Source organism: Bacillus sp. FSL R5-0585 (assembly GCF_038004545.1).
Taxonomy (GTDB): Bacteria; Bacillota; Bacilli; order Bacillales; family Bacillaceae_G; genus Bacillus_A; species Bacillus_A cereus.
In genome coordinates this window covers 2,909,814-2,932,134 of sequence record NZ_JBBORJ010000001.1, presented here as the reverse complement: position 1 = coordinate 2,932,134, position 22,321 = coordinate 2,909,814, and the positions used below count along the sequence as shown (strand labels likewise).

Below are 22,321 nucleotides of genomic sequence, written 5' to 3'. Positions count from 1 at the left end.
TCCTTTTTTGATTTAAGATGCTGCCGATTGATCCGTATTATATTTTTCTTCTGATTTTGCGACAATCATTGCGCAAATTGCATCACCAGAAATGTTTACAGCTGTTCTAGACATATCTAGAATACGGTCAATACCGATAATTAAAGCGATACCTTCTACTGGTAGATTTACTTGATTTAAAACCATTGTAAGCATTACAAGTCCAACACCTGGCACACCAGCAGTACCGATACTAGCTAGTACAGCAGTTAATACGACCATAGCTAATTGCGGTAATGTAAGTTCAACTCCGTATACTTGAGCGATAAATACAGTTGCTACCCCTTGCATAATGGCAGTACCATCCATATTAATAGTTGCCCCCAGTGGTTGTACAAATGAGCTTATCGATTTTGGAACGCCAAGCTTATCTTGTGCTGTTTTCATTGCAAATGGAAGCGATGCATTAGAGCTAGATGTACTAAATCCAATTGCCATTACTGGTCCGAAATGTTTAAAGAAACGAACAATACTTTCTTTTGCTAATACCTTTAATAAGCCGCCATATACAAAGACTCCGTGAATAATGAGTACTAACATAACGACAATCATATACTTGAACATCGCAGCGACGCCTGCAAGACCCATTTTACCAACGGATGAAGCGAGCAAACCGAATGTTCCAATTGGGGCTAATTTCATAACGAGATTAACAAGATACATCATTAATTCGTTGCCCTGTTCAAGTAATGAATGGATACCTTGGACTCGCTTTCCTAAAATAGCTATACCGAGTCCAATCAATACGGCAAAGGCAATGATTTGTAACATGTTTCCGTCAGCCATCGCTTTTGCTGGGTTATCTGGTACGATATTTAGCAATGTGTCGACGAAAGATGTTTCAGTTTTTGCACCTTCATACTTAAGACCTTCTGTTTTAAAATTACCGCCAGCTCCTGGTTTTATAATAAGTGCAAATGTAACCGCTATAGAGATGGCAACCGCAGTTGTTACGAGAAAGAATGAAATTGATTTTAAACCGATTCTTCCAAGTTGTTTCGGATCTCCAAGGCCGGCAGCACCAAGTACGATAGAAATGAACACAACAGGAACAACTAGCATTTTAATAAGTCGAATAAACAATTGACCAATTGGGTTGAACACATATTGATTTAGTGGCTCAAAGATAGATGGAGCAGCTAAATTTAGAGTGAGTCCAACAACTAGACCTAGAAATAATGCGATTAAGATTGCTTTTGTTTGTTTCAATAAAATCCCCCCTTTTGTTTTTGCGAAATTTCTTTCTAAAGTAATTATACCGAAAAAATACCTGATTTGACAATATTTTCTGAATTTTTAGTTTTTGTTTAAGTATAGATAGACTGATTTTGTGTTTGGAAAATAAAATAGACCATCACATAGGATGGTCAAGGGAGGGGGACAATTTATGTCAATTTAATTAGGGATGGAAGTTGCTTTAAGACACTGGGGAATGTCTTATAAATTAGGGAGGAACAACTTCGATACATATACTATAAAAGGTAGGTGTGACTCTCATGTGAACATAGGGTGAAAGAGAGGGGGAGTTTTAAATAAGAGATAGAAAGACAAAAAAATAAGACCATCATATATAAGATGGTCAAGGAAGGGGACAATTTATGTCAATTTAATTAGGGATGGAAGCTGTTCAAAGACACTGGGGAATGTCTTATAAATTAGGGAGGAACAACTTCGATACATATACTATAAAAGGTAGATGTGACCTCTGTGTGAACATAGAGTGAAAGAGAGAGGGAGTTTTAAATAAAAGATAGAAAGACAAAAAAATAAAACCATCATATATAAGATGGTCAAGGAAGGGGACAATTTATGTCAATTTAATTAGGGATGGAAGCTGCTTTAAGACACTGGGGAATGTCTTATAAATTAGGGAGGAACAACTTCGATACATATACTATAAAAGGTGGATGTGACCTCTGTGTGAATATAGAGTGAAAGAGAGAGGGAGTTTTAAATAAAATGAAAATTTAATGAGTATTTTTTGTTCATCCCCTGTTGATTATTAGCCTTAACCAATCGAGCGTTTATTGCCCACAAATAGCGGAATAAAAGATAGAGCAAACAAAAAAATAAGACCATCATATATAAGATGGTCAAGGAAGGGGACAATTTATGTCAATTTAATTAGGGATGGAAGCTATTCAAAGACACTGGGGAATGTCTTATAAATTAGGGAGGAACAGCTTCGATACATATACTATAAAAGGTGGATGTGACCTCTATGTGAACATAGAGTGAAAGACATGGGGATTTGAAAAATAGTACATATGAAATTGTTATTGTTAGCAATATTGAGTTAGGATATAGAGTTTTCCAGCATAAAACGAAAAGGAATCTGAATATAAATAAAAGTTGTAATCTATGAAAAAAAGGATTATGCTCAACTATATTATGAGAATATAAGGTTTGTCCCAATTATTTAAGGGCTTTTAAAAAGCTTTTTATTGTATGAGGGAAAAGCTTCACTTTAATAAGGGAGTTAGTGATATGGACGTAACAAAAAAACAAGGGCTGTATAATCGTCTTATACGATTAAACCCACCACAAATATTAGCATTAGGCTTTTTCTGCTTAATTGTGGTTGGCGGTTTGTTATTAAAATTACCATTCGCAACGAAAGTACATATTAGTTGGGTAGATGCTTTCTTTACAGCAACGTCAGCAGCGACCGTAACTGGTTTGGGAGTAGTGGATACAGCAAGTACATTTACGATGTTTGGCGAAATTGTTATTATGTTTTTAATTCAAACAGGTGGTCTAGGCCTTATGACAATTGCCATTTTAATTGTTTGGGTACTAGGTAAAAAAATCGGATTACGCCATCGTTTGTTAATTGGAGAAGCATTTAATCAAACAAATATAGGTGGTCTTGTAAAATTAGTAAAGCGTGTCTTTATATTTTCGATTTGTATTGAACTTATTGGGGTCATCTTTTTATCATTTCGCTTTATTCCAGAGTTTGGTTTTGGAAAAGGTTTATACTATAGTATTTTTCATGTAATTGCATCTTATAATAATGCAGGATTTGCTTTATGGCCAGATAATTTAACAAGATATGTAGGGGATCCCATTATTAATATCGGGATTTGCTCTTTAATTGTAATAGGTGGACTCGGTTTTACCGTATTAATTGATATATGGTATAGTCGCAGTTTTCGAAAATTATCACTTCACTCAAAAATAATGATTATTGGAACAGTAGTGTTAAATGTTATAGCAATGATTGTGATTTTTGTATTGGAATATAATAATGTGAAGACGTTAGGGAATTTATCTTTAAATGAAAAACTATGGGCTTCCTTCTTTCAAGGTATTACCCCGCGGACAGCTGGATTTAATACGGTTGACTATGGAGGTATGGAAGAATCATCTATATTGTTTACGATGATTTTAATGTTTATTGGTGCAGGAAGTGTATCGACAGGTGGAGGAATTAAATTAACAACGTTTGTTATCTTAATTACATCTGTCCTTTCTTTCTTTAGAAAAAAAGAGGAAATTGTTTTATTTCAGCGTACAATTAAAATATCTACAGTAACGAGGGCCTTAGCGATTGCTGTTGCCAGTCAAATACTTATTTTTGCAGCGGTATTTATATTAATGCTTACAGAAAACTTCAGCTTTATTCAATTATTATTTGAGACAATATCAGCGTTTGGCACAGTCGGATTAACGATGGGAATTACTGCAAAGCTATCGGCATTCGGAAAATGTATTATTATGTTTGTTATGTTCTGCGGATTAATCGGACCATTAACACTTGTGTTCTCTTTAGCGCGACCAGCAAAACAAAAAATAAAATATCCATCGGAAGATGTGTTTACAGGATAAGGTATCCCGCGTTAAGCGAGATACCTTTTTCTTTTTTAGAACAGGGAGAACAATAGACCAATAAGTGCTACTCGGAATAAAATTGCGATAAGTGCAGCAATCCCACCGACAACTGCAGCGATACCGCCAGTTACAGTAGCTCCGCGATTATAAGCGTAAATACCGAGTAAAACAGAAACAAGACCAAATAGTGTTGGGAATGTAAATAGCGATAAGATAGATAGCGCAAGAGCGATAAAACCAGCAGTTGATCCAGCAGCAGACGATTTTACAACATCTTTATCGTCTTTATCATCGTAATCATAATTAATGCGTTGTGGTGCAACCTCAGCGGCGTACTCTTCTTTATAGTCACTATAATCACTATCTATTCTATCTTTTCTTTTATAATCATCAAATTTCTCAGTCAAAGTCATGACTCCTTTCATAACAAGGTTCAATAGTAGTATGTATCTCTTTTTCTTTTTTATCCCGCTATTTGTGGGAGTCGAGCTACGTACACATCCCACTGATTAAAGTTTCACTATACCGGAGCATGTACAGGGAGTAGTATCTTTTAAAAGGAGGAAAATGTTTTCTTGAAATAGGAAAAGTTAGTATGACTTCCTCTATTTTGGAAAATATAAAAAGGAATAATGAGGAAAGGGTGCAATACATAATGGAACATCCAATTGAAAATTTAATGAAAACGGCAATGACAAATTTAAAAGAAATGGTAGATGTAAATACAATTGTTGGGAGCCCGGTTTCAACAGCTGACGGAAATGTAGTATTAACAGTATCTCAAGTGGCTTTTGGTTTTGGAGCTGGTGGAAGTGATTTTAAAGGGGATTTCATTACTGAAAAACATAACGGTAGGCAAAATCAGCATACAGAGAACAAACAAGGGCATCCATTTGGAGGAGGAAGCGGGGCTGGGGTTTCCATTAGTCCAGTAGCTTTTTTAGTAGTTGGTTCTAATGGAGTGCAAGTATTACATCTCAACAGCAGTACACATTTAATTGAAAAGGCTTTAAATACTGTACCAAGCACTGTAGATAAATTTGTGAATGGTCGTCAAAAGTGAACTTGCATTTTTTAGGAATTATGATATATTAGAAAAAGTGCGCTTTAGGATGATCGGAATAATTGAAATGTAAATATATATGATGTGTGGAATAAGGGAGAGGAATTTATGATTAATATCAAAAACTTAGTAGTTGGCTTATTTATGTTAGTAAGCGGCTTTGTTGTATATGTAATAAAAGAAAAAGCTCCATTCTAAAACAGACAAACCGTTAATGTCTGTTTTTAATTTGCGGAAAAATATTGACAAGTTATTGTATTGGTGTTATAATTTTAATTCGTGTCTCGGTTACAGCTAGTGTAAAGTAAATATCTCTTATGAATGCAATACGAAAAGTTTGCGAAAGATCGGGTAATTTTATCAACAACTTTTGTGAACAAACCCTATAAATTGTATTTGTAAGCTATATATGTATACTAGTGAATCAAGGAGCGGTCAGTGGAACCGTAATGATGAGAGAGAGGTAGGGCTTTCATCCAGTATATGTTACTTTCCCGTTAGGTGAATATAAAAAAGAGGACTCCTTTTAAAAGGAGTCCTCTTTCATTTTTTAAGTGCGACTTTCAACTTGTTGACAAATTTCATCCGTTGTTAAACCGTGAGCTGTAATGACTGATCCTTTAATTGATGTATCTGCAATGCCCATCACATTAGAATCTTGCCCAGTTACAACGCAACAATCACAACCTTGTGCATCCTGTTCTGAGTTAAGTGTAACAACTTCATGACCTTGTTGCTGAAGAGCTTGTTGAACGTCTGTTAATGAGTTTTCAACGCCAATTCTAGCCATAATTCTCACCTCCTACCATCTAATTGCTAGTATGCTCAAGTTCACTGCATTTATGAAAAGACGGTAGGAAGTAAATCTTTGTTTAGTCGTTATATACGCCAGTAAGCATTTGACTAACGAATTGATCGTTTAATGTATCTTGGGCAGAAGAAGTATTTGAATGGATGTCGATTGAAGCAATAAAATGATTATGTTCTTGCGTATTTGGTTCTACCTCTACGTAATTATCGAATTTACAAAAACCTTTCGTATCCATTAGATCAAATAATTGCAGCATTTCTACTACCTCTTGTCTCGTTCCTTTAATTTGTACACACGCCATATTTATTTCCTCCTTCATTTTGACAAATTGTTTTTTAAAAATAGGATTATGATTACGAAATGAAAAATATGAATGTTATTTTTAGACAGCGCTATTTTTGTTATTTTCCCCCTTTTTCAGCAAAAGTCGTTATATATTCCCGGATTTATAAAATTGGACGTCCGTTTATTGAATACAATAGATTCGCATCAATTGATGAAAATCCTTCTTTTAAACAAATATTTTTTTAGTGGAAATTGGCGAAAAAAATTTTTTGACTTTTTGTAAACGTTAACAATGTTGTTAAATCAATATAAGTAAAGAAGTACGTACGATTAAAAATTATAAATTTTCTAAAAATTCACTTGATTTATTTAGAAAGGAGAGTAAACTAGGAAACAATAAAAAATTCATAGAACATAGGAGGCGCTTCTAGTGAATGAGCAATGGATTTTCTTAAATGGAGAATTTGTTCCAAAAGATGAGGCAAAAGTTTCAGTATATGATCATGGCTATTTATATGGCGATGGAGTGTTTGAAGGAATTAGAGTTTATAGCGGTAATGTTTTCCGTTTGAGAGAGCACCTTGTCCGGTTGTATGAATCAGCAAAATCAATCCTTTTAGAAATTCCATATTCATTAGATGAAGTAACAAATATTGTTGTTGAGACGATTCGACAAAATAAATTATCTAATGGATACATTCGCCTTGTTGTATCAAGAGGAGCAGGAAATCTTGGATTGGATCCCGATTCATGTAAGAAGCCGAATGTAGTAGTAATTGCAGAACAATTATCTTTATTCCCACAAGAATATTATGAGAAAGGGATTCCAGTTGTAACAGTTGCAACGCGCCGAAATCGTCCCGATGTTTTATCCCCTCAAGTAAAATCTTTAAATTACTTAAACAATATTTTAGTTCGTATTGAAGCGAAATTAGCTGGAGTACAAGAAGCACTTATGTTAAATGATCAAGGATATGTAGCTGAAGGCTCAGGAGATAACGTGTTTATTGTTAAAGGAAATAAATTAATTACACCACCAAGTTCTGCTGGAGCGTTAGAAGGTATTACACGAAACGCCATTTTAGAAATCGGCGAAAAACTTGGATATGACGTAAGAGAAGAGTTATTTACAAGACATGATGTATATGTAGCTGATGAAGTGTTTTTAACAGGAACAGCTGCTGAAGTTATTGCTGTTACGACAGTAGATGGTAGAACGATTGGCTTAGGGCAAACAGGTCCACATACGAACCGTTTATTAGAAGAGTTTCGTAAGTTAGTTGTAGAAGATGGAGAGAAAATTTACGAAGAAAATAAAGTTGGATAACAACTTTTTTAACATAAGAAAGCGTTGATAGGGAGGAGTAGTTGATTGTGAAGCCTCACAGAGAGTCGGTGGTTGCTGAAAACCGATGGTTCACGTCGACGAACATCGCCCTTGAGTGCTAAGCTAAAGCATTTGTCTAGGCTTAGACGGTAGCTCCGTTATTAGCTAGATCCATTTATGGATCACTGAGGCAAGAGTATTCTTGCAAAGAAGGGTGGTACCGCGAAATCTTTCGTCCCTTCAGCACATAGCTGGAGTGTGGACGTAGGATTTTTTTATTGTATAAAAGTTTGAAAAAGGGGGCTTATAAGAACAATGTCTTCAAAAACGGAAGAGAAACTGGCAACTGGTGCACAGCTATTGTTAGAAGCGCTAGAAAAGGAAGGCGTAAAAGTGATTTTCGGTTATCCGGGTGGTGCCGTTTTACCTCTCTATGATGCACTGTATGATTGTGAAATTCCGCATATTTTAACAAGGCATGAGCAAGGGGCAATTCACGCTGCTGAAGGGTATGCCAGAATTACAGGGAACCCAGGGGTTGTAATTGCAACGAGTGGCCCAGGTGCTACAAATGTAATTACGGGTCTAGCGGATGCGATGATTGATTCATTGCCACTTGTTGTATTTACAGGCCAAGTAGCAACAACGTTAATTGGGAGCGATGCTTTTCAAGAGGCGGATATTATGGGACTTACGATGCCAGTGACAAAACATAACTATCAAGTGCGAAAGGCCTCAGATTTACCTCGAATTATTAAAGAAGCATTTCATATTGCTAAAACAGGAAGACCAGGACCAGTCGTTATTGACCTTCCGAAAGATATGGTAGTCGAGAAAGGTGAGCGATGTAGCAATGTACAAATGGATTTACCAGGATATAACCCTAATTATGAACCGAATCTACTTCAAATAAACAAATTACTACAAGCAATTGAAACCGCAAAAAAACCGTTAATTTTAGCTGGAGCAGGTATACTGCATGCGAAAGCTTCGAAAGAATTGACAAGTTTTTCCCGTAAATATGAAATCCCTGTTGTGCATACGTTACTTGGACTTGGTGGTTTTCCGCCAGATGATGGGCTATTTCTAGGGATGGGGGGAATGCACGGTTCTTACACAGCCAATATGGCGTTATATGAATGCGACTTACTCATTAATATAGGTGCGAGATTTGACGATCGTCTTACTGGGAATTTAGATTTTTTTGCTAAAGGGGCGACTGTTGCACATATCGATATTGATCCAGCAGAAATTGGGAAAAATGTGCCAACAGAGATTCCTATTGTTGCAAGTGCTAAGCGGGCGTTAGAAGTATTGCTTCAATCAGAAGGAAAGAAAGAAAATCATCATGAATGGCTCTCTTTATTAAAGAGTAGAAAAGAAAAGTATCCATTCTCTTATAAACGAAATTCTGAAAGTATTAAACCTCAATACGCGATTGATATGCTATATAAAATCACGAAAGGAGAAGCGATTGTAACAACAGACGTTGGGCAACATCAAATGTGGGCAGCACAATACTATCCGTTGAAAAATCCAGATAAATGGGTAACTTCTGGCGGATTAGGAACGATGGGGTTCGGATTTCCAGCAGCAATCGGTGCGCAAATTGCAAAGAGAGATGAACTAGTTATTGCAATTGTTGGTGATGCTGGGTTTCAAATGACTCTGCAAGAATTAAGTGTATTAAAAGAACACGCTTTACCCGTTAAAGTATTTATTTTAAATAATGAAGCTTTAGGAATGGTAAGACAATGGCAAGATGAATTTTACAATCAAAGATATTCACATTCTTTATTGCCATGCCAACCAGATTTCGTCGCTCTTGCGAATGCGTATGGTATAAAAGGTGTTCGTATTGACGATCCACTTCTTGCAAAGAAGCAAATCCAGCATGCGATCGAATTACAAGAGCCAGTCGTAATCGATTGTCGTGTACTTCAATCAGAGAAGGTTATGCCGATGGTTGCACCAGGAAAAGGTGTTCACCAAATGGAGGGAGTGGAAAAAGGGTGAAGAGAATTGTTACAGCGACAGTTCGAAATCAAAGTGGTGTGTTAAACCGAATTACAGGGGTTATGACACGAAGACATTTTAATATTGAAAGTATTTCAGTAGGTCATACAGAATCATCAGATATATCGCGAATGACGATTGTTGTACACGTTGAAAGTGAACAGCAAGTGGAGCAGTTAATTAAACAACTGCATAAGCAAATTGATGTTCTGAAAGTATCAGATATTACAGAAGAAGCGATGATTGCTAGAGAGCTTGCTCTTATTAAAGTAGCAACTTCTGTAGCGAGGGCAGAATTATATAGTTTAATTGAACCATTTCGAGCCGCTGTAATAGATGTTGGGAAGGATTCCATAGTTGTGCAAGTAACAGGTACGCAAGATAAAGTAGAAGCGTTAATTGAATTACTTCGTCCATACGGTTTGAAAGAAATTGCTAGAACAGGTGTAACAGCATTTACACGTAGTATGAAAAAACAAGATAAGCAAGTTATGTTAATTCAATAATCATTTAAATATAGGGGGAAATGAAAATGGCAAAAGTTTATTATGAGAAAGATGTAACAGTAAATGTATTAAAGGAAAAGAAAGTAGCAATCATCGGATATGGCTCGCAAGGTCATGCGCATGCGCAAAATTTACGTGATAACGGATTTGATGTAGTAGTAGGTTTAAGAAAAGGTAAGTCTTGGGATAAAGCGAATGAAGATGGGTTTTCTGTATATACAGTAGCAGAAGCTGCGGAAAAAGCTGATGTAGTAATGATTCTATTGCCTGATGAATTACAACCAGAAGTATATGAAGCTGAAATTGCACCAAATTTACAGGCTGGAAACTCTCTCGTGTTCGCACATGGATTTAATGTTCACTTTGATCAAGTAAAACCACCAGCGAATGTAGATGTATTTCTAGTAGCGCCAAAAGGACCGGGGCATCTCGTACGCCGTACGTTCGCCGAGGGAGGGGCTGTTCCTGCATTATTTGCAGTATATCAAGATGCAACAGGAGTTGCGACTGAAAAAGCACTTTCTTATGCTGACGGAATTGGAGCAACGAGAGCTGGTGTATTAGAAACGACGTTTAAAGAAGAAACAGAAACAGATTTATTTGGAGAGCAAGCTGTACTCTGCGGCGGAGTGACTGCACTTGTAAAAGCAGGATTTGAAACGTTAGTTGATGCGGGATACCAGCCTGAACTTGCATATTTTGAATGTTTACATGAACTGAAGCTAATCGTTGACCTTATGTATGAAGGTGGACTTGAAAATATGAGATATTCAGTTTCAGATACAGCGCAGTGGGGAGACTTCGTATCAGGACCACGCGTTGTTACTGAAGATACGAAGAAAGCGATGGGGGCAGTATTAGCAGAAATTCAAGATGGTACATTTGCAAGAGGCTGGATTGCAGAGCATAAAGCAGGAAGACCAAATTTCCACGCGACAAATGAGAAAGAGAATGAACATGAAATCGAAGTAGTAGGACGTAAATTACGTGAAATGATGCCTTTCGTACAGCCGCGAGTAAAGGTAGGGATTAAATAATATGAAGCAGATTTTGTTCATGGATACAACGCTTCGTGATGGCGAACAATCACCAGGAGTAAATTTAAATGAACAAGAGAAGTTACAAATTGCTAGGCAATTAGAGAGGCTTGGTATTCATGTAATGGAAGCTGGATTCGCGGCAGCTTCCGAAGGTGACTTCCAATCGGTAAAACGCATCGCGAATACAATTCAAAACGCTACGGTTATGAGTTTAGCTAGAGCGAAAGAAAGTGACATTCGAAGAGCATATGAAGCTGTGAGAGGCGCTGTATCTCCTCGTCTACACGTATTTCTAGCTACGAGTGATATTCATATGAAATATAAACTTTGTATGTCAAAAGAAGATGTGTTAAATAGTATTCATCGCTCGGTTACGCTCGGAAAATCATTATTTCCGACAGTACAATTTTCTGCAGAAGATGCGACAAGAACATCGAGAGCATTTTTAGCTGAAGCAGTAGAAATTGCGATTCGAGCAGGAGCGAATGTAATTAATATTCCGGATACAGTTGGATATACAAATCCGGAAGAGTATTATTCTCTTTTTAAATACTTACAAGAATCCGTTCCATCATATGAAAAAGCGATTTTTTCTTGTCATTGTCACGATGATCTTGGTATGGCAGTAGCAAATTCGTTAGCTGCGGTTGAAGGGGGAGCAGTGCAAGTAGAAGGAACGATTAATGGCATTGGAGAAAGAGCAGGGAATGCAGCGTTAGAAGAAGTTGCAGTAGCTCTTCATATTAGAAAAGATTTTTATAAAGCAGAACCTTCGATGACTTTAAAAGAAATTAAGGCGACGAGTACATTAGTAAGCAGGTTAACGGGTATGGTTGTACCGAAAAATAAAGCAATCGTTGGAGCGAATGCATTTGCTCATGAATCAGGCATCCACCAAGATGGGGTTTTAAAAGAAGTAACAACTTATGAAATTATCGAACCAGCGCTTATAGGAGAATCTCAAAATCTCTTTGTACTTGGGAAACATTCTGGCCGTCATGCGTTTACGGAAAAAATGAAAGAGCTTGGTTATGAATTTACAAATGAAGAGCGAGATGCGGCATTCGAAGCATTTAAAAAATTGGCGGATCGTAAAAAGGAAATTACTGAGGAAGATTTACGCGCAATTATGCTTGGTGAAGCAACATTTGCAGCCCAGCAATATAACATTACGCAATTACAAGTGCATTTCGTATCAAATAGTACACAATGCGCAACAGTTGTGCTGAAGGATGAGGAAGGAAATGTATATGAAGATGCAGCCACTGGTTCTGGTAGTATTGAAGCGATATACAATGCGATTCAAAGAATTTTAGGATTAGAATGTGAATTGGCAGATTATCGCATACAATCTATTACACAAGGTCAAGATGCACTTGCTCACGTTCATGTTGAATTAAAAGAAGGTAGTCACCAAATATCAGGTTTCGGAGTTGCGCAAGACGTATTGGAAGCGTCGGCGAGGGCTTATGTCCATGCAGCAGGGAAATTAAAATCTCTTATAGCGCTTGTGAAATAAATAATTGCTAGGTGAGAGAAGCTTTCCTCACCTAGCAAATTAAAGTTCTGAAAATTCGGTTAAAAGGAGTGTTAAAAATGGAAAAACGTATCGTTTGTTTAGCTGGTGATGGTGTCGGTCCAGAAGTAATGGAGAGTGCGAAGGAAGTATTGCATATGGTAGAAAGGCTATATGGACATCATTTTCATTTGCAAGATGAGTACTTTGGTGGTATTGCTATCGATTTAACTGGGCAACCATTACCACAGCGAACACTTGCCGCCTGTTTAGCGAGTGATGCGGTTTTACTTGGAGCAGTAGGTGGACCAAGGTGGGATAGTGCGAAAGAAAGGCCTGAGAAAGGATTATTAGCATTAAGAAAAGGACTCGGTGTATTTGCGAATGTTCGCCCTGTAACGGTAGAAAGTGCAACTGCACATTTATCACCATTAAAAAACGCTGATGAAATTGATTTCGTTGTCGTTCGTGAATTAACAGGCGGAATTTATTTTTCTTATCCGAAAGAGCGAACGGAAGAAGTGGCGACAGATACACTTACGTATCATCGCCATGAAATTGAACGTATCGTTTCGTATGCTTTTCAATTAGCAAATAAGCGGAAGAAAAAAGTAACATCTATTGATAAAGCGAATGTTTTAGAGTCTAGTAAATTATGGAGAACTGTGACAGAAGAAGTAGCACTTCGCTACCCAAATGTGGAAGTAGAACACATTTTAGTAGATGCAGCAGCTATGGAATTAATTCGGAATCCAGGAAGATTTGACGTTATTGTAACGGAAAATTTATTTGGTGATATTTTAAGTGATGAGGCTTCAGTATTAGCTGGATCATTAGGAATGCTTCCATCAGCAAGTCACGCTGAAAAGGGACCTTCATTATATGAGCCTATTCACGGATCAGCACCGGATATTGCGGGGAAAAATAAGGCGAATCCAATTGCGATGATGCGTTCTGTTGCAATGATGCTTGGGCAATCGTTCGGATTAACGAGAGAAGGAGATGCAATTGAAGAAGCAGTTTCTGCAGTCCTTAAATCAGGGAAATGTACAGCAGATATCGGGGGGACTGAAACGACAACTTCATTTACAAAGGCAGTTATTCAAGAAATGGAAGAGCAAGCGTTAGTAGGGAGAGGAAGATAATGGGAAAAAGGTTACTAGATAAGCTTTGGGAAAGACATGTAGTTGCGACTAATGAAAATGGATTGGATTTATTATATATCGATCTACATCTTGTTCATGAAGTAACGTCACCGCAAGCCTTTGAAGGCTTGCGGCTTACAAATCGAACAGTCCGCAGACCAGATTTAACATTTGCAACGATGGATCATAATATTCCAACGAAAGATGTTTGGAATATTACCGACCGCATTGCGAAGCAGCAACTAGATACACTTCGGCAAAACTGTAAACAATTTCAGGTGCCATTAGCGGATATCGGAGATGAAGAGCAAGGGATCGTTCATGTAATAGGACCAGAACTTGGACTCACACAGCCAGGAAAAACGATTGTTTGTGGTGATAGTCATACAGCAACACACGGTGCTTTTGGCGCACTAGCGTTTGGTATTGGTACGAGTGAAGTGGAACATGTATTGGCAACGCAAACGTTATGGCAACGAAAGCCGAAAGCGATGGGCATTGAGTTAAAAGGAAAGTTACCGCAAGGTGTCTATGCGAAAGATATTATTTTACACCTTCTTTCAAAGTACGGAGTAGCAGTTGGAACAGGTTACGTAATGGAATTTTACGGAGAGGCCATTCATGCTATGGATATGGAAGAGAGGATGACGCTTTGCAATATGGCAATTGAAGGGGGAGCAAAGGCTGGCATTATTGCACCAGATGAAAAAACGTTTGCTTACGTAAAAGGGCGTAAATATGCACCGAAAGACTATGAATCTATTAAGGAAAAATGGTCAGAACTTTATACAGATTTAGATGCAGTTTATGATTTACATATTCTAGTAGATGTTACGGATTTAGCGCCGTACGTTACGTGGGGAACAAATCCTAGTATGGGTGTTCGGATCGATGAGAAATTGCCAGAAAAGCATGATGCAAATGATGAAAGAGCGTTTTCTTATATGGGATTGAGTCCCGGACAAAGTACGTATGACATTCCAGTTCAACATGTTTTCATTGGATCTTGTACAAATTCCAGGCTTTCTGACTTAGAAATTGCTGCATCTGTCGTGAAAGGTAAAAAAGTAAAAGAAGGTGTGCGAGCACTTGTTGTACCTGGATCTCAAAGGGTAAGAGAAGCAGCGATGCATAAAGGATTACATCGCATATTTGAAGAAGCTGGATTTGAATGGAGAGAGCCCGGATGCTCAATGTGTCTAGGTATGAATCCAGATCAAGTGCCTGAAGGAGAACATTGTGCCTCTACGTCCAATCGCAATTTTGAAGGAAGACAAGGAAAGGGAGCACGAACGCATTTAGTTAGCCCGGCAATGGCGGCAGCGGCTGCGTTATATGGTCATTTTGTTGATATTAGAAAGGAGAGTTATGATGGAGCCATTTCGTATTCATAAAGGTACTGCCGCAGTACTGATGAATGATAACATTGATACAGATCAAATTATTCCGAAGCAATATTTAAAGAGAATTGAAAGAACTGGGTTTGGGAAGTTTTTATTTGATGAGTGGCGATATGATAATAATCGCCAAGAAAACCCTAATTTCCCGCTTAATGCACAAGAAAGAAAAGGAGCTAGCATATTAATCACAGGTGATAATTTTGGATGTGGCTCGTCTAGAGAACATGCTCCATGGGCACTTGCTGATTATGGTTTCCGCGTTATTATCGCTGGAGGATTTGCCGATATCTTTTATATGAATTGTATGAAGAATGGCATGTTACCGATTGTAATGGATAAAGATATGCGTGAACAACTTGCAAAAACAGATGCGAGGGAACAAATCACAGTTGATTTAGAAAATGAAATAATTATAACGAATATGCATAGATTCCATTTTACAATCGAGAAAATGTGGAAAGAGAAGTTATTGAATGGTTTAGATGAAATTAGTATTACAATGCAATATGAACAAGAAATAAAAGAGTATGAAAGAAAAGTGGCTTTACATTAAAAAAAGTGACGGAATATTAAAAATGTATTTACATTCAAAATTAACTGTTATATACTATGTGAAAATCAGAGGAGAAAGGGAGTAAGTATTATGAATACAATAAAATCTATTACAATGCTTACACAACTACATCATCATACATGAAACCCTTGAACCTAGCGTGAAAACGTGTAGGTACAAGGGTTATTCCCGTTGTACCTACACTCTACTGAAGAGCCTTGTAGGTATTTTGTCTACAAGGCTCTTTTTATTTTCGGCTTAGGTGAATGAAATAGGCATACATTAGAAGGGGAAAGGTGTGAAAATTTAGATGACAAAATGGAAACGGGCGAACCCGAATGGAACGAGAGATTATTTATTCGAAGAATGTACGTTAATTGAAGAAGTGGAGCAAAAATTAAGGCTTACTTTTTTAGAGAGAGGTTATGAGGAAATAAGAACACCTACAATTGAATTTTATGATGTTTTTGCATTTCAAAATAGACCGATAGATGAAGAGAAGATGTATAAATTTTTTGATGAAAAGGGAAGGATTATCGTTTTACGTCCAGATATGACAATTCCTTTAGCAAGAGTGATTGGAACACAGAGATGGGATACGCCACTTAAAGTGACGTATAGCGGGAATGTATTTCGAGCGAATGAATCCCATTCTGGAAAATATAATGAAATCGTACAAAGTGGTATTGAAGTTATCGGGATTGATAATGTAAGAGCTGAAATTGAATGTGTAATAAGTGTCATTCAAGCACTTCAAAAGTTGAATGTGCAATCTTTTACAATTGAGATTGGGCAAGTACAGTTATATAAATGTATTGTAAAAAAGCTCTCCATCCATGATGAAGAAGAAAGAGTACTTAGAACGTATATAGAAAGTAAAAATTATGCTGCCCTCTCAAATTTTATCGGAGAAAAGAAATTAGATCGATGCGATGAGACAGTAAGATTACTTGAGAAATTACCAAGGCTATTTGGAAATTTAGAAGTTATTGAGGAGGCAGAAAAGCTTGCTTCAAGTAATGAAATGAAAATGGCAATTGCAAGAGTAAAAGAAATGTATGAAACAATTGAAACGTTAGGATATGGTTCTTACATATCAATTGATTTGGGCATGATTCAACACTTAGATTACTATACGGGTGTTATTTTCAAAGGATATATATATGAAATTGGAGAAGAAATCGTTAGTGGCGGAAGATACGATGAGCTAATTGGGAATTTTGGAGAAATGCTGCCAGCTGTTGGACTCGCGGTACAAGTAAATCAAATTGTGAAGGCGCTGCAAGAGCAGCAAGAACCATATGAACGAAATCAAATTGATATTGTGATTCATTATGAGTTAAATAGATTAGCGGAAGCAGAAAGGTTACGAAATTTACTTCGAAAGGATGGGAAAAATGCTTGGTTATCTCTATTCTCTAATTTAAGCGATACCTTTCAATTTGCAAGAAAAAATAAAATAGGAACGGTCGTTGAGGCAAAGAATGAATACTTAGTGGAATATGTATGGAATGAGAAATGGGTAGTCCAGAAAGAAGGAGAGGCTTCATGCGTAACATTCAAATTGCGTTAACGAAAGGAAGATTAGAAAAACATGTCATTCCACTTTTTGAGCAGATTGGAATTGATTGTTCCGAGCTCAAAAATAAAGGTCGGAAGCTTGTATTTCAAAGTAAAAATACAAATGTTTCATTTATTTTAGTAAAAGCGGTTGATGTTGCTACTTATGTAGAACATGGGGTAGCTGATATTGGCATCGTTGGAAAAGATATTTTAATGGAAAACGAGAAAGATATTTATGAAATGCTGGATTTAGGAGTGGGGATTTGTAAGTTTTGTGTTGCTTCTATTCCTACGTATAATCCGAAGAGTTACCGGAAGAAAAGAATCGCTACGAAATACCCCCATATTACTTCTACTTATTTTCATGATAAGGGAGAGGATGTAGAAATTATTAAGATAGAAGGTTCTGTAGAAATCGCTCCTCTTCTTGGATTGGCAGATGCCATTGTAGATATTGTTGAAACAGGAAAAACATTACAAGAGAATGGACTCATTGTATTTGAGGAAATGTACTTTATATCGGCTCGGATGATTGTAAATAAGGCAGCCTTAAAAACTAAAAAAGACGAAATATTCAGTATTATAAATATGATGGAGCAAGAAATCTTATCAGGGAAATAGGAGGATTTAAAATGGAAATCATTTATGAAGAATTTAAGGAGGCATTATCTAAAATAAAAGTGCTAAGAGAAAACGCTAATATAATAGAAGAAACTGTTCAAATAAGTGTAAGAGAAATCATTAGACATGTAAGGGAAGGGAAAGATGAGGCTTTATCTTTCTATACAAAAAAGTTTGATGGTGTAGAGATGAAAAATTTTCGTGTAAGTGAAGAAGAAATACAGCAAGCGAGTATGTTTGTAGAGAATTCATTTTTAGAAGCTTTAAAAGAGGCGAAGAAAAACATTGTTTCGTATCACGAAAAGCAAAAGAAGCACTCAATATTCGATTGTGAAAGTAAAGGGATAATTAGAGGGCAACTCATTCGGCCGTTAGAAAATGTAGGTGTATATGTACCGGGTGGGACAGCCTCATATCCTTCTTCAGTATTAATGAATGTATTGCCGGCGAAATTCGCAGGTGTGAAAAAGATTGTAATGGTAACACCGCCGAGGAAAGGAGGAATTGATCCGCATATATTAGCTGCTGCAGATCTTGCGGGAGTAGATGAAATTTATACGATAGGTGGCGCACAAGCAATTGCTGCTTTAGCATACGGGACGGAATCGATTCCGAAAGTGGATAAAATAGTTGGACCGGGAAATTTGTACGTCGCTCTAGCGAAACGAGAAGTATACGGAATAGTAAATATCGATATGATTGCTGGTCCATCAGAAATTGTAGTTGTCGCGGATGAAACAGGTAATGCAAAATATATCGCAGCGGATTTATTATCGCAAGCAGAGCATGATGAGAGAGCAACGGCGATTTGTATTACAACGAATATGGAACTAGCTAAAGAAGTAGAAAAAGAGGTAGAAAGACAGTTAGAAACGTTACCAAGAAGTGAAATTGCACGTGAATCAATAAATAGAAATGGAGCCATCTTTATCGTTCCTTCTTTAGAGGAGGCACTAAAGTTATCAAATGAAATTGCTCCAGAACATTTAGAGTTACATATAAAAGAACCAATGAATGCTCTAGATTATGTGAAACATGCAGGCTCTATTTTCCTTGGGCCATATGCACCTGAACCGCTCGGGGATTATTTAGCGGGACCGAATCATGTATTACCGACGAGCGGAACGGCAAGATTTTTTTCTCCGTTATCAGTCGATGATTTCGTGAAAAAATCAAGTTTTATTTCTTATACGGAGGAAGCATTAAAAAATGTACAGCATCATATTGTAGAGCTTGCAAATAAAGAAGGGTTACATGCACATGCGAGAGCAATCCAAATAAGGTTTGAGGAGGAACAATAATGCGTCAGTCCAGTCAAGTACGTGAGACGACAGAAACAAAAATTAAATTAAGTTTGCAGCTTGATGAAAATACAAATGTATCTATTCAAACGAGGGTTGGTTTTTTCGATCATATGCTTACTTTATTTGCTAGACATGGAAGATTTGGATTGCAAGTTGAAGCAGAAGGTGATGTATTTGTCGATGCACATCACACCGTTGAAGATGTTGGAATTGTACTCGGAAATTGCTTGAAAGAAGCATTGCAAAATAAAGAAGGAATTAATCGTTACGGTTCCGCGTATGTACCGATGGATGAATCTTTAGGATTTGTTGCAATTGATATAAGTGGACGCTCATATTGTGTATTTCAAGGGGAATTAACAAATCCGAAGCTCGGGGATTTTGATACAGAATTGACGGAAGAATTTTTTAGAGCAGTTGCACATGCTGCCAATATTACATTACATGCGCGCGTTCTATACGGAAGTAATACACATCACAAAATTGAAGCATTATTTAAAGCTTTTGGTAGAGCGCTTAGAGAAGCGGTCGAAAAAAATGCCAACATTACTGGTGTAAATTCAACGAAAGGGATGTTGTAATTGATTGCCATTATAGATTATGGAATGGGGAATATTCGCAGTGTAGAGCAAGCATTAAAATATATTGAGGCAGAGTACATTGTAACGAGTGATAAAGAAGAGATATTGAGAAGCGATGGCGTGATTCTACCGGGAGTAGGTGCATTTCCGAAAGCGATGGAAGTATTAAAAGAAAGAGATTTAGTGTGTGTACTAAAAGAAGTTTGTGACATAGGAAAACCACTCCTCGGTATATGTTTGGGCATGCAACTTTTATTTGAACGAAGTGAGGAACTAAAAGATTGTAGCGGGTTAGGTTTACTACCAGGGGAAATTCGTAAGTTAAAAGTTTCGTATAAAATTCCTCATATGGGATGGAATGAATTAAGGAAGGAAAGAGAATTTCCGCTTTGGAATGGATTAGTGGATGGTTCTTTCGTGTATTATGTTCACTCATATTACGCGGATTGTCCAGGTGAAATTGTATGTGGAGTAAGTGATTATGGAATACAAATACCAGGGTTTGTCGCGAAAGGAAATGTATTTGGTGCACAGTTTCATCCAGAAAAAAGTGGCGAAATTGGCATGCAAATATTAAAAAATTTTCAAGGAGTGGTAGAAGCATGGAAATCTTCCCAGCTATCGATTTAAAAGAAGGGCGATGCGTTAGACTTTATCAAGGAGAGTTTAGTAAAGAAACGGTGATGAATGAAGATCCGGTAGCGCAGGCGATCATATTTGAAAAGCTTGGAGCGGAAATACTACACATTGTTGATTTAGACGGTGCAATTGCTGGCGAGTCGTTAAATTTGCCCGTCATTGAAAAAATCTGCAAGGCGGTACGTATTCCTGTGCAAGTGGGAGGAGGAATTCGTTCACTTGTAACGGTGGAGAAGTTATTGTCAGCAGGTGTAGAAAAAGTGATTTTAGGAACAGCAGCTCTTTATGATAAGTCATTTTTAGAGGAAGCAGTTCGTCTATATAAAGAGAAAATCATTGTTGGAATTGATGCGAAAAATGGTTTCGTAGCAACGAGAGGTTGGCTTGATCTGTCTGAAATTTCTTACGTTAGTTTAGCGAAACAAATGGAAAGTTTAGGTGTTCAAACGATTGTGTTTACAGACATTTCGAAAGACGGGACGCTTGCAGGTCCAAATTTTGAACAATTAGCGATACTTCAAAAGAGTGTGGGCATTCGTCTCATCGCCTCTGGAGGAGTGGCATCTATTCAAGATGTGAAAAAGTTAAATGATATGAATATATATGGTGTCATAATTGGAAAGGCGCTTTACGAGAAAACGATTGATTTAGAAGAAGTGTTACAGGTAACGAAGTTATGTTAGCGAAACGAATTATTCCATGTCTAGATGTGAAAGAAGGGCGAGTCGTAAAGGGTGTAAATTTTATAGGATTACAAGATGTCGGTGATCCGGTTGAAATAGCTGAAGCATATAACGAGGCAGGGGCAGATGAAATCGTATTTTTAGATATTACAGCGACTCATGAAGGAAGAAAAACGATTATAGATGTTGTAGAAAAAACAGCAGCAAAAGTATTTATTCCTCTTACGGTTGGCGGGGGGATATCAAGTGTGAAAGATATGTACAATTTACTAAGAGCTGGGGCAGACAAAGTTTCAACAAACTCAGCGGCAGTGCGAAACCCGAAGTTAATAGAAGAAGGGGCAGAACACTTTGGATCACAATGTATTGTCGTGGCAATTGATGCTAGAAAAGTAGCAGAAGGTAAATGGAACGTATATGTCAACGGCGGAAGAGTTGACACAGGAATGGATGCCATAGAATGGGCGAAGCGTGTTGTTAAACTTGGGGCAGGAGAAATTTTGTTAACGAGTATGGATGCAGATGGAACGAAAAGCGGATATGACCTTCGTTTAACAGAAGAAATTTCAAAAAGTGTTTCTATTCCAGTCATCGCATCAGGGGGCTGTGGTCATACGGATCATATTATAGAAGTTTTTCAAAAGACAACAGTTGATGCAGCGTTAGCGGCATCCATCTTTCATTATGGTGAGGCGACAGTGCAGAGTGTAAAGCGAAAATTAAGAGATGCAAATATTGAGGTGCGGTTATGAAACCTAATTTTTCAAAAGGATTAATACCGGCAATTGTCATCGAAGAAGGTACGAAAGACGTTTTAATGCTAGCTTATATGAATGAAGAAGCATATGAAAAAACGTTAGAGACGAAAAGAACATGGTTTTATTCTCGTTCTAGGCAGTCGTTATGGAATAAGGGGGAAACATCAGGGAATGTTCAATATGTGCAATCTTTATATTTAGATTGTGATCAAGATTCAATTGTTGTGAATGTGAAACAAGTAGGATCTGCTTGTCATACGGGAGAGAAGACATGTTTTCACTATCAAATTATATAGGGGGATACATATGGAAAATGCCTTTAAGTTGCTGTATAAAACAATTGAAGAACGAAAGGAAAGCCCACTTCCTGAATCGTATACAAATTATTTATTTTCAAAAGGAGAAGATAAAATTTTAAAGAAGATTGGTGAAGAGTGTGCTGAAGTAATTATCGCATGTAAAAATAATGATAAAGAAGAAGTAGTGAAAGAAATGGTTGATGTATTTTATCACTGTTTCGTTTTATTAGCTGAAAAAAATATTGCATTGGAAGATGTGATGCGAGAGGTGAAAGAACGAAATGGAAAGCTTTCGAGAGTTGGGGATAGAAGGGAAATAGATACATTATAAGGGGGAA

General features: G+C 37.2%; 24 protein-coding genes and 1 other annotated feature. Of the genes, 20 read left to right on the top strand and 4 right to left on the bottom strand.

Features of this window, described 5'->3' with window-relative positions; all coding sequences use genetic code 11:
* Positions 1-12 precede the first annotated feature (12 nt).
* Entirely contained in the window at positions 13-1,248 is a 1,236-nt protein-coding gene (locus MKY38_RS15020) for a dicarboxylate/amino acid:cation symporter (protein ID WP_065223935.1), read from the bottom strand.
* Between the two features lie 1,278 nt (positions 1,249-2,526).
* Here MKY38_RS15020 and MKY38_RS15015 point away from each other — a divergent pair.
* The gene (locus MKY38_RS15015) at positions 2,527-3,870 is read left to right on the top strand and encodes a TrkH family potassium uptake protein (protein WP_000383525.1); all 1,344 of its coding nucleotides are present in this window, start codon (positions 2,527-2,529) and stop codon (positions 3,868-3,870) included.
* Between the two features lie 35 nt (positions 3,871-3,905).
* Here the strand turns inward: MKY38_RS15015 and MKY38_RS15010 are convergent, their stop codons facing one another.
* Positions 3,906-4,280 carry an imidazole glycerol phosphate synthase gene (locus tag MKY38_RS15010; protein WP_065223936.1) on the bottom strand — a complete coding sequence of 125 codons (375 nt, stop codon included), beginning with the start codon at positions 4,278-4,280 and terminating at the stop codon, positions 3,906-3,908.
* A gap of 188 nt (positions 4,281-4,468) precedes the next feature.
* Between MKY38_RS15010 and ytfJ the strand changes: the two genes are divergently transcribed.
* Positions 4,469-4,936, top strand: a complete 468-nt coding sequence (gene ytfJ, locus MKY38_RS15005; protein ID WP_065223937.1) for a GerW family sporulation protein — start codon at positions 4,469-4,471, stop codon at positions 4,934-4,936.
* 108 nt (positions 4,937-5,044) lie between these two features.
* Entirely contained in the window at positions 5,045-5,134 is a 90-nt protein-coding gene (locus MKY38_RS15000) for a hypothetical protein (protein ID WP_000608227.1), read from the top strand.
* A 352-nt stretch (positions 5,135-5,486) separates the two neighbouring features.
* Here MKY38_RS15000 and MKY38_RS14995 read toward each other — a convergent pair whose 3' ends face one another.
* Both MKY38_RS14995 and MKY38_RS14990 read right to left on the bottom strand, forming a co-directional pair.
* Positions 5,487-5,726 carry a YkuS family protein gene (locus MKY38_RS14995; protein ID WP_000101022.1) on the bottom strand — a complete coding sequence of 80 codons (240 nt, stop codon included), beginning with the start codon at positions 5,724-5,726 and terminating at the stop codon, positions 5,487-5,489.
* An 82-nt stretch (positions 5,727-5,808) separates the two neighbouring features.
* Positions 5,809-6,048 (bottom strand): DUF3911 family protein, encoded by a 240-nt coding sequence (locus tag MKY38_RS14990; protein WP_000752514.1) that lies wholly within the window; start codon positions 6,046-6,048, stop codon positions 5,809-5,811.
* Between the two features lie 414 nt (positions 6,049-6,462).
* Here MKY38_RS14990 and ilvE point away from each other — a divergent pair, with 414 nt between their 5' ends.
* The 17 genes from ilvE (at position 6,463) to hisE (ending at position 22,314) form a co-directional block, all read left to right on the top strand.
* Entirely contained in the window at positions 6,463-7,359 is an 897-nt protein-coding gene (gene ilvE, locus MKY38_RS14985; RefSeq protein WP_001005486.1) for a branched-chain-amino-acid transaminase, read from the top strand.
* A 15-nt stretch (positions 7,360-7,374) separates the two neighbouring features.
* Positions 7,375-7,602: a binding site (T-box leader), on the top strand.
* A 72-nt stretch (positions 7,603-7,674) separates the two neighbouring features.
* Positions 7,675-9,375: an acetolactate synthase large subunit gene (gene ilvB / locus MKY38_RS14980; protein ID WP_065223938.1), complete on the top strand. Its 1,701-nt coding sequence runs from the start codon at positions 7,675-7,677 to the stop codon at positions 9,373-9,375.
* Positions 9,372-9,881 (top strand): acetolactate synthase small subunit, encoded by a 510-nt coding sequence (ilvN, locus tag MKY38_RS14975; protein WP_000822952.1) that lies wholly within the window; start codon positions 9,372-9,374, stop codon positions 9,879-9,881. Before ilvB ends, ilvN begins: the two co-directional genes overlap by 4 nt.
* Before the next feature lie 26 nt (positions 9,882-9,907).
* Positions 9,908-10,918, top strand: a complete 1,011-nt coding sequence (ilvC, locus tag MKY38_RS14970; RefSeq protein WP_001151740.1) for a ketol-acid reductoisomerase — start codon at positions 9,908-9,910, stop codon at positions 10,916-10,918.
* Position 10,919: 1 nt separating this feature from the next.
* Entirely contained in the window at positions 10,920-12,440 is a 1,521-nt protein-coding gene (gene leuA / locus MKY38_RS14965; RefSeq protein WP_065223939.1) for a 2-isopropylmalate synthase, read from the top strand.
* A gap of 77 nt (positions 12,441-12,517) precedes the next feature.
* Positions 12,518-13,582, top strand: a complete 1,065-nt coding sequence (leuB, locus tag MKY38_RS14960) for a 3-isopropylmalate dehydrogenase (protein WP_000415363.1) — start codon at positions 12,518-12,520, stop codon at positions 13,580-13,582.
* The gene (leuC, locus tag MKY38_RS14955) at positions 13,582-14,976 is read left to right on the top strand and encodes a 3-isopropylmalate dehydratase large subunit (RefSeq protein ID WP_000518109.1); all 1,395 of its coding nucleotides are present in this window, start codon (positions 13,582-13,584) and stop codon (positions 14,974-14,976) included. The genes leuB and leuC overlap by 1 nt, the downstream gene beginning before the upstream one ends.
* Positions 14,954-15,535, top strand: a complete 582-nt coding sequence (gene leuD / locus MKY38_RS14950) for a 3-isopropylmalate dehydratase small subunit (RefSeq protein WP_000433187.1) — start codon at positions 14,954-14,956, stop codon at positions 15,533-15,535. Before leuC ends, leuD begins: the two co-directional genes overlap by 23 nt.
* 310 nt (positions 15,536-15,845) lie before the next feature.
* The gene (locus MKY38_RS14945; RefSeq protein ID WP_000170300.1) at positions 15,846-17,108 is read left to right on the top strand and encodes an ATP phosphoribosyltransferase regulatory subunit; all 1,263 of its coding nucleotides are present in this window, start codon (positions 15,846-15,848) and stop codon (positions 17,106-17,108) included.
* Positions 17,084-17,719, top strand: a complete 636-nt coding sequence (hisG, locus tag MKY38_RS14940) for an ATP phosphoribosyltransferase (RefSeq protein ID WP_001244493.1) — start codon at positions 17,084-17,086, stop codon at positions 17,717-17,719. The genes MKY38_RS14945 and hisG overlap by 25 nt, the downstream gene beginning before the upstream one ends.
* Before the next feature lie 11 nt (positions 17,720-17,730).
* The gene (gene hisD, locus MKY38_RS14935) at positions 17,731-19,020 is read left to right on the top strand and encodes a histidinol dehydrogenase (protein ID WP_070179976.1); all 1,290 of its coding nucleotides are present in this window, start codon (positions 17,731-17,733) and stop codon (positions 19,018-19,020) included.
* The gene (gene hisB / locus MKY38_RS14930; protein WP_065223941.1) at positions 19,020-19,604 is read left to right on the top strand and encodes an imidazoleglycerol-phosphate dehydratase HisB; all 585 of its coding nucleotides are present in this window, start codon (positions 19,020-19,022) and stop codon (positions 19,602-19,604) included. The genes hisD and hisB overlap by 1 nt, the downstream gene beginning before the upstream one ends.
* Entirely contained in the window at positions 19,605-20,234 is a 630-nt protein-coding gene (gene hisH / locus MKY38_RS14925; protein WP_065223942.1) for an imidazole glycerol phosphate synthase subunit HisH, read from the top strand. It begins immediately after the preceding gene.
* Positions 20,207-20,926 carry a 1-(5-phosphoribosyl)-5-[(5-phosphoribosylamino)methylideneamino]imidazole-4-carboxamide isomerase gene (gene hisA / locus MKY38_RS14920; protein WP_000402298.1) on the top strand — a complete coding sequence of 240 codons (720 nt, stop codon included), beginning with the start codon at positions 20,207-20,209 and terminating at the stop codon, positions 20,924-20,926. Before hisH ends, hisA begins: the two co-directional genes overlap by 28 nt.
* A complete protein-coding gene (gene hisF, locus MKY38_RS14915; protein ID WP_065223943.1) occupies positions 20,920-21,678 on the top strand; it encodes an imidazoleglycerol phosphate synthase cyclase subunit in 759 nt (252 codons plus the stop codon). The genes hisA and hisF overlap by 7 nt, the downstream gene beginning before the upstream one ends.
* The gene (gene hisI / locus MKY38_RS14910; protein WP_065223944.1) at positions 21,675-21,980 is read left to right on the top strand and encodes a phosphoribosyl-AMP cyclohydrolase; all 306 of its coding nucleotides are present in this window, start codon (positions 21,675-21,677) and stop codon (positions 21,978-21,980) included. The genes hisF and hisI overlap by 4 nt, the downstream gene beginning before the upstream one ends.
* Positions 21,981-21,990: 10 nt before the next feature.
* Positions 21,991-22,314, top strand: coding sequence for a phosphoribosyl-ATP diphosphatase (gene hisE / locus MKY38_RS14905; RefSeq protein WP_000426355.1), 324 nt, complete (start codon positions 21,991-21,993; stop codon positions 22,312-22,314).
* The last annotated feature ends 7 nt before the right edge of the window (positions 22,315-22,321 follow it).

Bases quoted from the DNA above. Each gene is read 5' to 3' on its own strand.
- MKY38_RS15015 (WP_000383525.1), top strand. From the start codon at position 2,527: ATGGACGTAACAAAAAAACAAGGGCTGTATAATCGTCTTATACGATTA.
- ytfJ (WP_065223937.1), top strand. From the start codon at position 4,469: ATGACTTCCTCTATTTTGGAAAATATAAAAAGGAATAATGAGGAAAGG.
- MKY38_RS15000 (WP_000608227.1), top strand. From the start codon at position 5,045: ATGATTAATATCAAAAACTTAGTAGTTGGCTTATTTATGTTAGTAAGC.
- MKY38_RS14995 (WP_000101022.1), bottom strand. From the start codon at position 5,726: ATGGCTAGAATTGGCGTTGAAAACTCATTAACAGACGTTCAACAAGCT.
- MKY38_RS14990 (WP_000752514.1), bottom strand. From the start codon at position 6,048: ATGGCGTGTGTACAAATTAAAGGAACGAGACAAGAGGTAGTAGAAATG.
- ilvB (WP_065223938.1), top strand. From the start codon at position 7,675: ATGTCTTCAAAAACGGAAGAGAAACTGGCAACTGGTGCACAGCTATTG.
- ilvC (WP_001151740.1), top strand. From the start codon at position 9,908: ATGGCAAAAGTTTATTATGAGAAAGATGTAACAGTAAATGTATTAAAG.
- leuA (WP_065223939.1), top strand. From the start codon at position 10,920: ATGAAGCAGATTTTGTTCATGGATACAACGCTTCGTGATGGCGAACAA.
- leuB (WP_000415363.1), top strand. From the start codon at position 12,518: ATGGAAAAACGTATCGTTTGTTTAGCTGGTGATGGTGTCGGTCCAGAA.
- leuC (WP_000518109.1), top strand. From the start codon at position 13,582: ATGGGAAAAAGGTTACTAGATAAGCTTTGGGAAAGACATGTAGTTGCG.
- leuD (WP_000433187.1), top strand. From the start codon at position 14,954: ATGGAGCCATTTCGTATTCATAAAGGTACTGCCGCAGTACTGATGAAT.
- MKY38_RS14945 (WP_000170300.1), top strand. From the start codon at position 15,846: ATGACAAAATGGAAACGGGCGAACCCGAATGGAACGAGAGATTATTTA.
- hisG (WP_001244493.1), top strand. From the start codon at position 17,084: ATGCGTAACATTCAAATTGCGTTAACGAAAGGAAGATTAGAAAAACAT.
- hisD (WP_070179976.1), top strand. From the start codon at position 17,731: ATGGAAATCATTTATGAAGAATTTAAGGAGGCATTATCTAAAATAAAA.
- hisB (WP_065223941.1), top strand. From the start codon at position 19,020: ATGCGTCAGTCCAGTCAAGTACGTGAGACGACAGAAACAAAAATTAAA.
- hisA (WP_000402298.1), top strand. From the start codon at position 20,207: ATGGAAATCTTCCCAGCTATCGATTTAAAAGAAGGGCGATGCGTTAGA.
- hisF (WP_065223943.1), top strand. From the start codon at position 20,920: ATGTTAGCGAAACGAATTATTCCATGTCTAGATGTGAAAGAAGGGCGA.
- hisI (WP_065223944.1), top strand. From the start codon at position 21,675: ATGAAACCTAATTTTTCAAAAGGATTAATACCGGCAATTGTCATCGAA.
- hisE (WP_000426355.1), top strand. From the start codon at position 21,991: ATGGAAAATGCCTTTAAGTTGCTGTATAAAACAATTGAAGAACGAAAG.